General features: G+C 44.6%; 14 protein-coding genes. 8 read left to right on the forward strand and 6 right to left on the reverse strand.

Annotated features, from left to right (window positions below; genetic code table 11):
- The first annotated feature begins 35 nt into the window (after positions 1-35).
- Genes I3255_RS11870 through I3255_RS11885 form a run of 4 tightly spaced genes read left to right on the forward strand, consistent with a single transcriptional unit; the run spans position 36 to position 3,502 of the window.
- Entirely contained in the window at positions 36-1,103 is a 1,068-nt protein-coding gene (locus tag I3255_RS11870; RefSeq protein ID WP_238039004.1) for a bifunctional nicotinamide-nucleotide adenylyltransferase/Nudix hydroxylase, read from the forward strand.
- A gap of 29 nt (positions 1,104-1,132) precedes the next feature.
- Positions 1,133-1,282 (forward strand): hypothetical protein, encoded by a 150-nt coding sequence (locus tag I3255_RS11875; protein ID WP_238039005.1) that lies wholly within the window; start codon positions 1,133-1,135, stop codon positions 1,280-1,282.
- The gene (locus I3255_RS11880; RefSeq protein WP_238039006.1) at positions 1,269-2,666 is read left to right on the forward strand and encodes a nicotinate phosphoribosyltransferase; all 1,398 of its coding nucleotides are present in this window, start codon (positions 1,269-1,271) and stop codon (positions 2,664-2,666) included. The genes I3255_RS11875 and I3255_RS11880 overlap by 14 nt, the downstream gene beginning before the upstream one ends.
- Positions 2,660-3,502, forward strand: coding sequence for an SGNH/GDSL hydrolase family protein (locus tag I3255_RS11885; RefSeq protein WP_238039007.1), 843 nt, complete (start codon positions 2,660-2,662; stop codon positions 3,500-3,502). The genes I3255_RS11880 and I3255_RS11885 overlap by 7 nt, the downstream gene beginning before the upstream one ends.
- Positions 3,503-3,598: 96 nt before the next feature.
- On the opposite strand, the gene I3255_RS11890 is transcribed toward I3255_RS11885, so the two are convergent.
- The gene (locus I3255_RS11890; RefSeq protein WP_075107333.1) at positions 3,599-3,877 is read right to left on the reverse strand and encodes a type B 50S ribosomal protein L31; all 279 of its coding nucleotides are present in this window, start codon (positions 3,875-3,877) and stop codon (positions 3,599-3,601) included.
- A 490-nt stretch (positions 3,878-4,367) separates the two neighbouring features.
- On the opposite strand from I3255_RS11890, the gene I3255_RS11895 reads away from it, so the two are divergent.
- Positions 4,368-4,973, forward strand: coding sequence for a YceI family protein (locus I3255_RS11895; RefSeq protein WP_238039008.1), 606 nt, complete (start codon positions 4,368-4,370; stop codon positions 4,971-4,973).
- 97 nt (positions 4,974-5,070) lie between these two features.
- Here the strand turns inward: I3255_RS11895 and I3255_RS11900 are convergent, their stop codons facing one another.
- Positions 5,071-5,505 carry a hypothetical protein gene (locus I3255_RS11900; RefSeq protein WP_201599949.1) on the reverse strand — a complete coding sequence of 145 codons (435 nt, stop codon included), beginning with the start codon at positions 5,503-5,505 and terminating at the stop codon, positions 5,071-5,073.
- 515 nt (positions 5,506-6,020) lie between these two features.
- Between I3255_RS11900 and I3255_RS11905 the strand changes: the two genes are divergently transcribed.
- Positions 6,021-7,649 carry an FAD-dependent oxidoreductase gene (locus I3255_RS11905; protein ID WP_238039009.1) on the forward strand — a complete coding sequence of 543 codons (1,629 nt, stop codon included), beginning with the start codon at positions 6,021-6,023 and terminating at the stop codon, positions 7,647-7,649.
- A 126-nt stretch (positions 7,650-7,775) separates the two neighbouring features.
- On the opposite strand, the gene I3255_RS11910 is transcribed toward I3255_RS11905, so the two are convergent.
- Positions 7,776-8,459: a TIGR00730 family Rossman fold protein gene (locus tag I3255_RS11910; RefSeq protein ID WP_238039010.1), complete on the reverse strand. Its 684-nt coding sequence runs from the start codon at positions 8,457-8,459 to the stop codon at positions 7,776-7,778.
- 304 nt (positions 8,460-8,763) lie between these two features.
- Here I3255_RS11910 and I3255_RS11915 point away from each other — a divergent pair, with 304 nt between their 5' ends.
- Positions 8,764-9,729, forward strand: a complete 966-nt coding sequence (locus I3255_RS11915) for an alpha/beta fold hydrolase (protein WP_238039011.1) — start codon at positions 8,764-8,766, stop codon at positions 9,727-9,729.
- Positions 9,730-9,814: 85 nt separating this feature from the next.
- Here the strand turns inward: I3255_RS11915 and I3255_RS11920 are convergent, their stop codons facing one another.
- Entirely contained in the window at positions 9,815-10,543 is a 729-nt protein-coding gene (locus I3255_RS11920) for a DUF3820 family protein (protein ID WP_238039012.1), read from the reverse strand.
- A 195-nt stretch (positions 10,544-10,738) separates the two neighbouring features.
- Between I3255_RS11920 and I3255_RS11925 the strand changes: the two genes are divergently transcribed.
- Positions 10,739-11,329: a M23 family metallopeptidase gene (locus I3255_RS11925; protein ID WP_238039013.1), complete on the forward strand. Its 591-nt coding sequence runs from the start codon at positions 10,739-10,741 to the stop codon at positions 11,327-11,329.
- Positions 11,330-11,397: 68 nt separating this feature from the next.
- Here the strand turns inward: I3255_RS11925 and phoR are convergent, their stop codons facing one another.
- On the reverse strand, positions 11,398-12,513 hold the full coding sequence (gene phoR / locus I3255_RS11930) for a phosphate regulon sensor histidine kinase PhoR (RefSeq protein WP_238039014.1): 1,116 nt from the start codon (positions 12,511-12,513) through the stop codon (positions 11,398-11,400).
- 92 nt (positions 12,514-12,605) lie between these two features.
- The gene (gene phoB / locus I3255_RS11935; protein WP_223335088.1) at positions 12,606-13,310 is read right to left on the reverse strand and encodes a phosphate regulon transcriptional regulator PhoB; all 705 of its coding nucleotides are present in this window, start codon (positions 13,308-13,310) and stop codon (positions 12,606-12,608) included.
- Positions 13,311-13,343: the final 33 nt, after the last annotated feature.

Genomic DNA, 13,343 nt, shown 5'->3' on the forward strand with positions numbered 1-13,343 from the left:
TATCAATAAAAATAAGTTGTAGGAAATTGGCGTCTATGAGTGAATTATCAGAGCAAGCTTCAGATAAGAAAAACCCCGATCAGAAAAACAGTACACACTACCGTTATTTGGTTTTTATCGGGCGTTTCCAGCCATTTCATTGTGGGCACAAGGCAGTCATTGATGAAGCGCTCAAACGCTCTGATGAAGTGATTATGCTGATTGGTTCGGCCAATCTACCACGCAGCTTACGTAATCCGTTTAGCGTCGCTGAACGCGCTGCGATGATTAAGGGCGCTTACTCAGCAGAAGACGCCGCTCGTATCCATTGCGTCGGTCTAGACGATGCGCTCTACAATGACACGCGCTGGCTACAATATGTCCAAGCAGGCGTAAAATCTGTTACGGGTGACTTGCAAACAGATATTGGCTTGATTGGTCACTCAAAAGACAGCTCATCATATTACTTATCGCTATTCCCTAACTGGGCATCGGTGTCAGTACCTAATTATCATAATCTATCAGCCACGCCTATTCGCGACAGCTATCTGATGGGCGCTACGCCAACACCTGAGCGTACGCCTGAGTCAACACGCAACGTCCTCGATGAATTCAAAAAAACGGACGATTATCATCAATTGCATGAAGAAGCAGACTTTATTGATAAATACAAAAGACAGTGGCAATCTGCCCCCTATCCGCCGACTTTTATGACGGCTGATGCTTTGATTGTACAGTCGGGGCACATCTTGCTAGTCGAGCGACGCAGTATGCCAGGACGCGGCCTATGGGCACTGCCGGGTGGATTTTTAAATCCAAAAGAGACGCTATTTGATGCTTGTATTCGCGAGCTACGTGAAGAGACGCGCCTCAAAGTCCCTGAGCCTGTATTACGCGGTTCTTGCCATAGTCAGCATACCTTTGACGATCCGTACCGCTCAGCGCGTGGTCGCACGATTACTCAAGCGTTTTATTTTCAGCTAAAAAACGACCCAAAAGGGTTGCCAAAAGTAAAAGGCGGCGATGATGCGACCAAAGCATTTTGGCTGCCATTGGCAGAGCTTGATGCCAAAATGATGTTTGAAGATCACTATGCAATTATTACCAAAATGGTTGGGTTGTAGTTTTTCGTTATTAGACGGATAAGCAGGTCATGGTCAAATCAACCCTCACTGATATCTACACCATGTATTTTTTAACTTTTTATACCAGTGCCGATAGACGGCACTCAACCGCCGCCACTGTTCTTTCAACGCAGCTGCGGCAGCTCAAAGCAGAGGAGTTCTGTGATGTACACCAGTAATCTAAACAATTTAATCTTAAATAGTGACAGCTATAAAACCTCACATTGGGTGCAATATCCAAGTGGTAGTGAGTATCTGTCCAGCTACATTGAAGCGCGCAAAGGCGACTATGATGTGGTGTTCTTCGGCTTACAAGCCTTTATTAAAGAATACCTAAGCACCCCTATCACGCATCAAGATATCAACGAAGCTGAAAAAGTGGTTAAAGCGCATGGCTTGACCTTTAATCGTGCGGGCTGGGAGCACTTGATTGAAAAACACAACGGCTATTTGCCACTGCGTATTCAAGCCGTTCCTGAAGGCAGCATCGTGCCAGTATCCAATGTGGTGTGCCAAGTTATCAACACTGATCCAGAGTTTTATTGGTTACCAAGTTATATCGAAACAGCGCTATTGCGCGCGATTTGGTATCCGTCAACGGTCGCTAGTGTTTCTCGCTACTGCAAAGAAATTATCCGTCAAGCGCTAGAAAAGTCAGCAGACAATACAGAGTCGCTGCCTTTTCGCTTACATGACTTTGGCGCGCGCGGTGCGTCGAGTCAGGAGACGGTTGCCCTTGGCAGCTTGGCGCATTTGGTCAACTTTGCTGGTACTGATTCAATGACAGCACTCATTGCGGCCAGTCGCTGGTATCAAATGGGTGATGACATGCCTGCGTTTTCTATTCCAGCGGCTGAACACAGTACGATGACAGCATGGGGACGTGATGGCGAAGCCGCTGCTTTTCACAATATGATTGAGCAGTTTGGCGGCGAAGATAAAGCTTTTTCAGTTGTATCTGACAGTTACGACCTATGGAATGCAATCGACAATATCTGGGGCGATGCCTTAAAAGACGACGTCAAAAACATGGGCGGCACCTTGGTCATTCGACCAGACAGCGGCGAGCCCACCAAAGTCGTCCGTGAAGCGCTAGAGCGCTTGGCGGTGAAATTTGGCACTACGGTAAACAGCAAAGGCTATAAAGTCTTGCCTGACTACGTGCGCATCATCCAAGGCGATGGCATCAGCTCACAAAGCTTAAGCAAAATTATTGACGTGATAATCAAAGCAGGCTTTAGCATAGAAAACGTGACATTTGGTATGGGCGGTGGTTTATTGCAGCAAGTCAACCGTGACACCATGAGCTGGGCGATGAAATCGAGCGCTATCTGTATCGATGGCACATGGAAAGATATTTATAAAGATCCTATCACCAGCCGCTCAAAGCGCTCGAAAAAAGGACGATTAGCACTGGTACAAGATGGCAATGGTCAGATCAAAACCATAAAAGAGCAGGCATTGGGTGCACCATCAGACAACCTATTACGCGATGTCTATGTTGATGGTCAATTATTAATTGAGGAAAGCCTCACGACTATTAGGGAACGTGCAGGATGGTAGACACCAACAAACTGACATCTATCGCAAAAGATGTCCTACTTGCGCCTGTTTATCTGTATCAAGGACGCAAAATCAAGCGTGAAACCGTTCGTTTGCCGGAACCAAACGGCGAAAGACATGGTATGGTTGAGCTATCAAAAGCAGATGATGGAGTATCATCTAAAAGCCAAGAGACGCTCAATTTGATGGTCGTCGGCGACTCAGCAGCAGCGGGTGTCGGTAGCCAAACTCAGCAAGAGGCACTGGTTGGTAAGCTGATTCCGATATTGGAACAGAATGCCGTTATTCGATCGAACTTTGGACAGCTCAATTGGTCATTACAAGCGACGACTGGTCATACTAGCTTTGATATTTTGCGCAGATTATATGTCTTCCCTATTCCTGACCAACCTATCGATGTGATGTTGCTGAGCGTTGGGGTCAACGATACGACGTCCAACGTTTCTGTGCATCAATGGCAGCAGCAAATTGAAGATATCATTAATATTGCGCAGCGTAAATTTGGCGTACGCGAACTGATCTTTTTAAGCTTACCACCGATGGCGCAAATGCCTGCGATTCCCTCCCCGCTCAATAATTTCGTTGGTGCAAAAGCCTCGATATTAGATGACATATTGCAACAAGTCTGCGCTGCTCATGACGGTGTCAATTATATGGCGACTGACTTTGCGCGCATGATATCAGAGCATGGTAATGGTCAGCCTATTGATATTGCGGTGATGTTTGCTAGTGATGGCTTTCACCCGAGTAGCCTCATGTACGGTTATTGGGCACAGCAGATCGTAGAGAACATGACCCAGCTGTTAGACTCATCCGCCGCTCAGACGGATTGCTAAAAACACGCAAGTATTGATTTATCAACACAAAAAAACCGCTGAATCATCAGCGGTTTTTTATAGCTTAGCAAAACACATTTACACCATAGGTATAAATTATTCAGCAGCGTCAGCAGCTTTCTTGCTACGGCCACCAAATGCACCAAAGCGTTTGTTGAAGCTTGCAACACGGCCTTCAGTAGAGGTTTTACGTTGCTCACCAGTATAGAATGGATGCGACGCACTTGAGATATCAAGTGGGTAGTATGGGTATTCTTTACCTTCGTATTCGCGAGTCGCTTTAGTCTTAGCCGTTGAACGAGTCAAAAAGAACACGTCAGCGTTCGTGTCATGGAATAAAACTTCTTGGTAATCAGGATGGATATCTTTACGCATAATAAACTCTCTAGGTCCGATGTATGTATGGCAATTTGCATCAACATCATGAGCGATGTCTCAAACAAACGAAAACATACGTAACTGAGGCACTAAGGACATTATAAGTATGGCAACTGTGTCACTGGCTTATTCCAGCACAAAGCACCACTCTTCTGCTCACTTAGCCTTTCCCCAGCGGGAAAATTAAACCGCGATTTTAACGGTTTTTGTCACCCAACGCAAGCCACAGTTATGATAGTTATATGTGATAAGTTGTCACTAAGAGGGAAATAGTGTTGAGATGTATGAGTTAACCCAGTACAATATTTTGGTTAGTTAAATTAATCAATTATACAGATATCTGTAGTTAATCTAACGAGATTTAGCTTGCTTTGTCATTTATCTATGCATTTTTAGGCTATATGGCTAGTCAGTTTTCTACAAAAAATATCGCACTTTTTACTTATCGGTAAGCACGACTTCTCTAATACTAAATAAGGATTATTCAATGATAAACACTGCCATCAAAACCACTACTAAGGCACTATTGATCAGCTCAGCACTTGCTATCACGACCATGGCAAGCGCTGCTCTACCAACTCAGTGGCAACTAGATAATTCACATACTCGTGTCGGTTTCTCTGTTGAGCACATGGGGTTTTCTACGGTTATGGGTCACTTTAGTGACGTCGACGGTACCGTGCAGTTTGACCTAAAAAACCCAAACCAAACACAGCTTAACTTTGTCATTGATACAGACAGTATCGATACTGCTTGGGCAGCCCGTGACAAGCATCTAAAAACCGACGAGTTTTTCAATGTTGAGAAGTATCCTACCATGAGCTTTAAATCGACTCAGGTTAATTTTATCAATCTACAACAAGCAAAAGTCACTGGCGACTTTACGTTACTCGGTCAAACCAAACCATTAACCCTTAACCTAACGCTAAAGAAAATCGATAACAGCCCTCTTACTAAAGAGCCTGTGATTGGTTTCCGCGCTACAGGCAATATCGATCGTACTGCTTATGGCATGGATGCGTACTCGCAAGGCGTTACCACCAATGTGCCTATTCAGATAGACGGCGAATTGGTAGAGAAAAAGTCAAAATAGACGTCATTCGCTATTAGTCGCTTTCACTAGCAACAACAAAAAAAGCAGCCTCTATAATAGGGCTGCTTTTTTTGTCCAACAATAGTGTTATAAGATACTATTTGGTTGGGATAACATGCCAAACGTCAAATTTGTCGTCGCCATCTTTGTCGCCCATTTTTGTATCATTAGCATAGAAGTATAATGGCTTACCATTCATTGCCCATTGATACTTACCATCTTCACGCTTGAACGCCGCAAACTGACCAGAAGCTTTAGCATTGCTTGGTGCTTGGAAGATTGGCCACACAACTTGACACGCTGCGCCGCAATCTGACTTATTCATTGAATCTTTGTCATAAGTATAAAGCGTCATGTAATTGGTTGCATCAACCAACACGCCATTTTTGCTAGCGACAGGGGCAGTGTTTTTATTGGTCGCTTGGACTTCGTGCGTGCCTGACATGTCATTTCCAACGACACTTTTCAGGGTTGTACAACCGGTCAATGCTAATACGCCAGTTAGTGCAGATAACATCATGATATTTTTCATAGCAACTTCCTTGTCATTTTAATAATTGTAATAGTAAATTTTATGAGCCGTTTTTATTTTTTGATGTGAAAGTGATAAAAACAGAGCTTTAACCTCACTTGAGCGAAATAAATATAGCACACAGTTTTTAGCGATGATGGCCATCAATATACAAACTTACAAAAGTGGCTGAATTTTACAAAATGCTTAAACACAAGCCTTTTTGGCTACAGAAAACTGACCTTATTGCCCTTCTCCAGATGTTGCACTTAAAACTGTCTATTAAGAACTGACCAAGACCACCTTACCTCGTTGACAAAACTCATGCATCTACTTACGTATTTGCCATCATATTGTCTGTAGTTCTTCGTAAAATGAACTTATAGAAATGAAGTATTACTACACAATGGAAAACACCTCTATTGTGGCTTATAAATAAATATTGAACTTAGCGGCCTTCGCACGCATATCAATAGTTACAAGACATTTAACGATTACACCGAGCATGGCCTGATGCAAATGCTACTAAGGATATAATGACGACAATGACTCAGTCTTCTAATAAAAATCACGCTCATTCTGTCAAACAAGATGATTCTTCTAAGGTGCTGTCTTATGGAGATCATCAAAACTCGCCAATCAGACGTCCTACTAAACGCGTCGGTATTTTGGGCGGCGGTACTGCAGGGTCAACGATTGCTATTCGCCTTGCGGCACTAGGGCTTGAGACTTATTTGTTTGAGAAGAAAAAATCACTCATTGATGGTCCACCAATGTGTCACTTGCATGCTGGCGGCAACTTGTACCGCGAGATACCTGATGAAGATTGTGTGGCTCTCCTCAAGCAATGTATTGATATATTACGTCTCTATCCTTATACCATCGATGTTCGTCCTACTGCATTTGCGGTGCCGACACGCGATGAAGGACTGCCTGAAGACTTGCTACCGCGTTTGGATATTTTGACAGAAGCTTATCAAGAGCTCATCGAGCAGGATACCAACAATAAAGTACTTGGCGAGCCTGAGGATTACTATCAGCTTTATAGCCATGAGCAGTTGCTTGAGCTGTCTGAGCGTGAGCAAGTCGAAGTGCCAAGTACGGTTGATGAGTGGATGATACCAGTAGCCAAATACTTAGACTTAAATAAAGTTAAATTTCCACTGATTGTCGTACAAGAGTACGGCTGGAATATCTTTCGCTTAGCAGCTTCTGCGCAGTTGGCGCTTGAAGAATATGACCATGCCCATGTCTTTACTGACACCACAGTGCAAAAAGTAGTCCCTGTGGATTGTGAAAACTGTAGCAATGCCAATCATCATGTCACTAAATGGCGCATCGACTATCAGCAAGCAAACGACTCCCAAGCTGAATCTATCGAAGTCGATTATCTGGTCAATGCTTGCGGTTTTCGCACTGGTGTCATCGATGACATGGTTGGTGTTGAAGTCACACGCATGGTCGAGTTTAAATCCTCTTATGTCACCCATTGGGGCGATGCAGGCGGGCAGATTCCAGAGATTATCGTCTACGGTCAGCGAGGTACGCCCGAAGGCATGGCGCAGTTAACCCCCTATCCGGGTGGGTATTTTCAGATACATGGCATGAGTAAAGCCATTACCTTATTTGATGATGGTCTGGTCGCATCTAGCACAGACAGCGCTCAGCCCAAACTGCCACAGCAATACATACACTATATCGAGGATGGCTGGGACAAAGCGCCGCTACAAGCGCGTAGCCAGCAGGCGATTGAATATGTGGCTGAGTTTGTACCGACATTCAATAGTGCGCGTACTGTCGGCAATGCGCTATATGGTGGGCAGCAAATTCCTGGAGAGGACGATACGTTGCGCGTGGCTGACGTAAGCTTGTATTCTAATATACGTTACGCTCGTGCAGAAAACGTCAAAGCATCTTCAACCTTGATCGCCGCTGATCAGATAGTCACTGAGCTGACGACGCTGGGATTGATACAAAACGATACGCCAATGAATCGTAGCCGCTATGCACACGAATGGTCGTACTTGACACACAATGATGGTCTGGCTGTTGATAAGGTTGCACGTGTGCTCGCTGAGCAGCGTGGATTCCCAATAGCTATGGCAGATGTCAATCATAGTATTCGTGAAGCAGCACTAGATGATCTCTCACCTGCTGGTGTATAGTAAAATTGTTTATTTCTAAATTTTGATAGCCATCACATTAGCCATCAAAAAAGGAGCAGACAACCGATATTTGGTTATCTGCTCCTTTTTTATGTGATTGCTTTTAATTGCTCTATTTTACAAAGCTTAGCTGTTGCTACCAGCCATTTTTTCTGTATTTACATGATCATTGATGGTCACGACGGTCTGTAGCATCTCGATTGCCTCGTTGATGGTATTGCAAACCACCAAACGATCTAAATCTTGCTGCTTCATAAACCCTTGCTCGGTGGTATATTTTAGATGCTCAATCATACGGTCATAAAAACCATTGATATTTAAAATAATCATTGGCTTTTCGTGTTGATATAGCTGACGCCATGTGGCGATTTCCATGATTTCTTCTAGTGTGCCCAGCCCGCCTGGTAGCGTGATAAAGGCATCGGCGTACTCTGCCATAACGGTCTTACGCGTGTGCATGGTATCGGTCAAATGCAAGCGAGTCAGCTGCTCATGAGCGATTTCGTGTTTGAGCATAAAGGTTGGAATGACGCCCACGGCTTCAGCGCCACCTTTGATGACCTCATCTGCGACCGCGCCCATGAGACCAATGCTAGCACCGCCATATACCAGTCCCATGCCATTATCTGCCAACGCACTGCCAAGCTCGCGTGCTGCCTGCTCATACACATCATTGTTGCCCAAGCGCGAACCGCAATACACAGCCACTAGCGGCATAGTCAGTGTAGATTTATCCACGGCTTTTTCTATATTGGTGATGTCTTTGCTCGTGATTACATCATAAGTATCATCGTTGATTTTCATTTGCATATAGTTTCCTTAATTGATCGATCATTTTTTATTGAGTGTTTGTTATTAGTAAAGGTCAAATACCACACGTTTCATTTATAGTGTTATGCACATCATTTATAGAATGAGTTCAACCAAGTCATACAAAACTTGAAAGTCATATTTGAGTACCTGTCTCGCTAGTATTTATCTTAACATAAGCAATGCTACCACATAGTCACAACGAATTATCACTACGCAACAACTACATTTTAAACATGGGAATTAGTGACTCATCGCAGTTTAATAATCACTATCTACTCATAAAAAACATGAAGGTATCACGATGGATAATCACAACGCTGCTTCTGCCGCAGAGCATGCAGAAAGTATCATTAACAATCCTTTGATTAGTCCTAATATTGCTGATGGTGCGACCAATATCGACACTTACTCGTTGAGTATCATGACCGATCGCAATCAAGCATTGGCAGCCACTGTCTATCGCCCTAAAGAGGGCACGACAACAGCGATCATGATCGCGCCCGCCACCGGTATCAAACGCCATTTTTACCATAGTTTTGCCCTATATCTAGCAGAGAGCGGATTCGGCGTACTGACTTTTGATAATGAAGGGATTGGTGATTCGCTTTCGACCAATCTGGCAAAGTGTGATGCTTCGCTGATAAGTTGGGGTCGCCACGATATGCCTGCCGTACTTGATGCGCTGCAAGATGCGTTTCCTGAGGCGTCCTATCACCTTATCGGTCATAGCGCAGGCGGGCAGCTTATCGGTTTGATGCCAAACTATCAGGCGATTGCTTCCGTATTCAATGTCGCGTGCTCTTCAGGCCGTATCAAAAACATGGGCATGCCTTATAAGCTCAAAGCCATGGGATTTATGGATGCGTTTATTCCGTTTACTAATTTAACACTAGGCTATACGCCTTCAGACAAGATTGGCATGGGCGAGCCGCTACCGCGCGGTGTGGCTCGTCAATGGCGTGAATGGTGTAATGGCGCAGGCTATATCAAAACTGCTTTTGGTAAAAGTATACACACCCATTTTTACGATGCACTCAGCATGCCAGCATTGTGGCTTGGTTTTAGCGATGACGATATCGCCAATAGCGAAAACATGGATGACATGATACGCGTATTTACGAACATGCCAGTCGAAAAGCGGTTTTTAAATCCTGAAGATTTCGGATTAAATCATATCGGCCACATGCGCTACTTTAGCAGTAAAACCAATGCCAAAGCGCCAGAGCTTTGGCAAATGGCAGTAGACTGGTTTAGTAAAGGCGAGTAGCGTTGTTCATCCATCAGTATAAGAAGCCATAGCGACTGATATCATTTATTTGTATCAATACACAAAGTCAGTAAATGCACTTTTATTACTCAGCATTGTTTGTTTTTTCTGCTTCTATCCGCTTCTTTAGGGCAGAATACAATGACGGCTGCATATTATGAATATTGCCTATCATCCATTTAACATAGTTGATAGGCACTTCTTTGATTGGCTTACCTTTATGCTTGCCAAATGGCATCTTGCTCACAGGCGTCGCTTTATTTGAGATAGCATGTGCCGCAGCAAAATCGGTCGGTGCAATCTCTAAACGCTCGCAGCAGGCTTGATAAAGCAGATAACACATCCGTGCATCCCCTAGCGCATCATGAGCGGCAATCGTCATCGTGCTCGCCTCTTCCTTTCCGATTAGCTGCTCAATGCATCGAGATTGACCATAAGCACGCCATTCTGGAAAGGCAGCGCGCGCGAGTCTCACAGTACAAATCAGCTTAGTAGAAGGACTGCCAATCACTCGCCAATCAAAGCGCACATTATGACCAATCAAATACTCTGGCAGCTCAAACTGATCTGGCTCAAAACGCTCAAGACCAGCCACATCAGCATCAGTAATGCCATGCACCTTGATGACGACAGGTGATATAGAGCGGCCGCTATTGAAGTACTTCATCCATTCAAATCCAGTTGCCACGTTGATAGTCGCCACTTGAATCGGCCTCGGATCACGGCCTTGATCGGTTTCAGTATCGATGACAAGCGCCGTTTCAGCCATAGTAGCCGTATCTATAATATCAGCCGTGTTCAAAGCATCATTCATAAAAATTAACCATTCCCAGCACCCTCATCGCTCAACAGAAGCGTTAAGTAGATAAAGTTATATTTGCTGTGCTTGTATTTAATCACATCTGTATTTATGGGGATAAAAGTCATAGATAACAATGCTATACATACCTTAGCAGATAGGGCTTTTATAATATTAGCTCATACAATATAAAACAGATAAGAGACATCAATGCTAGCAGATGGAAAAAGCCAACCACCGAAGCCTTCTTTTGTCAGTCGTGTACTCGGCGTACTGATTAAAGCGGCTGTATTGCTAGGATTCTTATTTGTCTTTGATAAGCTGCTACCCAGCATTAGCGAGCAGACCCAATCATTTGTGGTCGCCAAGTGGCAACAGTTAAGTCTGTTGCAGCAAGAGCTACCCACAGAAAACAGTCTGCCCAGTCCACTGCCAGAGAAAAACCTGACGGACACTTGGGGTGCGGCACGCAGTCAAGGGCGCTCACATGAAGGCATCGATATCTTTGCAGAACGTGGTACGCCGATACAATCGACCACGCAGGGAATTGTGAGTAAGGTTGGTGAGAATAATTTGGGTGGGCGCGTGGTCGTCGTGGTAGGGCCTGGCGGTGCTGGTCATTATTACGCGCATCTAGAAGACTATGCCGATATTGCTCCCAATGATTGGGTCAATCAAGGCGATATTATCGGTTATGTGGGTGATAGCGGTAATGCAAAAGGGACACCGCCACATGTGCATTACGGTATTTATATTAATGGCAGTGCCGTAAACCCTTACCCGCTTTTGCAAAAAGACTAGGTATACTAAATTAGGCATGCTAAATAAATCCGCATGACGAGTCTAAATAATATGGAACAAGAGCTGTACTAATTTGTCGCAGACGACCTTACATACGCGGCTGGAAACACCACGCTAAATATCGACCCCTCTCCTTCTACTGAGTCAATCTGCAACTGCGCCTCGTGCTGATGCAAAACGTGCTTTACGATAGCCAGCCCTAATCCTGTACCGCCTGTGGCACGACTACGCCCTTTATCAATACGATAAAAGCGCTCCGTCAAACGCGCAATATGCTCTGGTGCGATACCAAGCCCATTGTCCTCGACCGCAAATCGGCACCCATCCGTTGTCTGCGTCCAGCTGATGGTAATATTACCGCCTTTTGGCGTATATTTAATCGCATTGATGACTAAGTTGGACAAGGCGCTGATCAAGTAAACCTCCGACCCATATAACCCGTCATAAGTATCTATGTGCAAATGAATGGTGTGCTTGTACGCTTGGTTATATGCCTGTGCATCATCATAGATATTGGTGAGAAGTTTGGTCATATCGACATCATTAAACTCATGTGTCTCTTCGATTTCAATCTTGGAGAGCAGTAGTAAGTCATTTACGATTCGATTCATACGGGCTGTTTGCTGAGTCATCAGCTCAAAACCGCGACGCCACTGTGGCGGCATATCTGGCTGGTCGGAGAAGTTCTCCAAATAGCCCATCATCACTGTCAGCGGTGTGCGCAGCTCGTGCGAGACATTTGCCACGAAGTCTTGGCGCATTTGCTCTAAATGCTGTACGCGGGTCACGTCATAAATAAACAATAGCTTCTCATCACCAAAAGGCGTGAGCTCACATTTTAGATAACGGCTGGGATCGCGCCACGATTCTATATGAACGCCGTCGTTCGGCAGGGTAGTATTTTGATAGTACTGGCGGAACTCAGGCACAGTGATAAAGTCAAACACACTTTGTCCTTTGTCAGCTGGCTGCAGTGACAAGAGATCCTGCGCTGCCTGATTCCACCACTCTAACCCATCATCTTCATTCAGTAAGATGACCGCATCTCGCAATGCTCGCAGCGCACTTCTGATTTTCTCCAGTTGCTCCGCCGCATTTTGGCTAGCGATTTGTGCTGGCGCATCTTGCTGTTCATTATTATAGTTATGGTCTTTTTTCTTTTTTGCTGGCGCTATCTTGTTCATTTCTTATCCTTACCACTATCCGCTATTTTATTTATTGTTATGGTGGCATTGTTCGTACAAGATCAAGTTATAAAAAATCAACTTATACAAGATTAGCTTGGCTCAATGAGACTAGAGAACCGATAGCCTGTACCGCGCACCGTTTGTATCAATGTATCACAATCATGAGGGCGCAATAGTTTACGTAGACGCTTGATATGTACATCAATGGTTCGATCTTCGATATAAACGTTACCGCCCCAAACCTGATCGAGCAGCTGCGTTCTTGTGTAGGCGCGCTCTGGATGACTCATAAAAAATGCTAACAAGCGATATTCTGTTGGGCCGACCTCAATGACTTTTCCTGCGGCTGTCACGCGCTGGCTTTTGGTATCGAGACTCAGCTGACCAATTTCGATAGGCTTGTCGCTACTCATCGCGCTACTACGGCGCAAGACGGCTTTGATTCTGGAAATCAGCTCACGCGTCGAAAAAGGCTTGGTCATGTAATCATCTGCACCTGCATCGAGCCCATGAACCTTGCTGTCTTCTTCGCTTTTGGCCGTTAGCATAATGACGGGTATCTCAGAGAGCATCTCATCGCTTTTGAGCATACGACAAAAATCAACACCGCTCTTGTCTCCGGGCAACATCCAATCTAATAATATTAATGACGGTCTATGATCGACCACTTGCTGATGCGCTTCTGATACGTCAGCCGCTTGTAGGCTATCAAACCCAGCCATTTCTAGCGTCATCACAACCATTTCACGAATCGCAGGTTCATCTTCAACAATCAAAATTTTCTCATTATACATAGGACATTCTCGGTGTTAGCGGACAAAATCTAG

It is taken from the genome of Psychrobacter sp. Ps6 (assembly GCF_022129235.1).
GTDB lineage: Bacteria > Pseudomonadota > Gammaproteobacteria > Pseudomonadales > Moraxellaceae > Psychrobacter.

Coding starts and splice junctions, on each gene's coding strand:
- I3255_RS11870 (WP_238039004.1), top strand. CDS start 36: ATGAGTGAATTATCAGAGCAAGCTTCAGATAAGAAAAACCCCGATCAG.
- I3255_RS11875 (WP_238039005.1), top strand. CDS start 1,133: ATGGTCAAATCAACCCTCACTGATATCTACACCATGTATTTTTTAACT.
- I3255_RS11880 (WP_238039006.1), top strand. CDS start 1,269: ATGTACACCAGTAATCTAAACAATTTAATCTTAAATAGTGACAGCTAT.
- I3255_RS11885 (WP_238039007.1), top strand. CDS start 2,660: ATGGTAGACACCAACAAACTGACATCTATCGCAAAAGATGTCCTACTT.
- I3255_RS11890 (WP_075107333.1), bottom strand. CDS start 3,877: ATGCGTAAAGATATCCATCCTGATTACCAAGAAGTTTTATTCCATGAC.
- I3255_RS11895 (WP_238039008.1), top strand. CDS start 4,368: ATGATAAACACTGCCATCAAAACCACTACTAAGGCACTATTGATCAGC.
- I3255_RS11900 (WP_201599949.1), bottom strand. CDS start 5,505: ATGAAAAATATCATGATGTTATCTGCACTAACTGGCGTATTAGCATTG.
- I3255_RS11905 (WP_238039009.1), top strand. CDS start 6,021: ATGACGACAATGACTCAGTCTTCTAATAAAAATCACGCTCATTCTGTC.
- I3255_RS11910 (WP_238039010.1), bottom strand. CDS start 8,459: ATGCAAATGAAAATCAACGATGATACTTATGATGTAATCACGAGCAAA.
- I3255_RS11915 (WP_238039011.1), top strand. CDS start 8,764: ATGGATAATCACAACGCTGCTTCTGCCGCAGAGCATGCAGAAAGTATC.
- I3255_RS11920 (WP_238039012.1), bottom strand. CDS start 10,543: ATGAATGATGCTTTGAACACGGCTGATATTATAGATACGGCTACTATG.
- I3255_RS11925 (WP_238039013.1), top strand. CDS start 10,739: ATGCTAGCAGATGGAAAAAGCCAACCACCGAAGCCTTCTTTTGTCAGT.
- phoR (WP_238039014.1), bottom strand. CDS start 12,513: ATGAACAAGATAGCGCCAGCAAAAAAGAAAAAAGACCATAACTATAAT.
- phoB (WP_223335088.1), bottom strand. CDS start 13,310: ATGTATAATGAGAAAATTTTGATTGTTGAAGATGAACCTGCGATTCGT.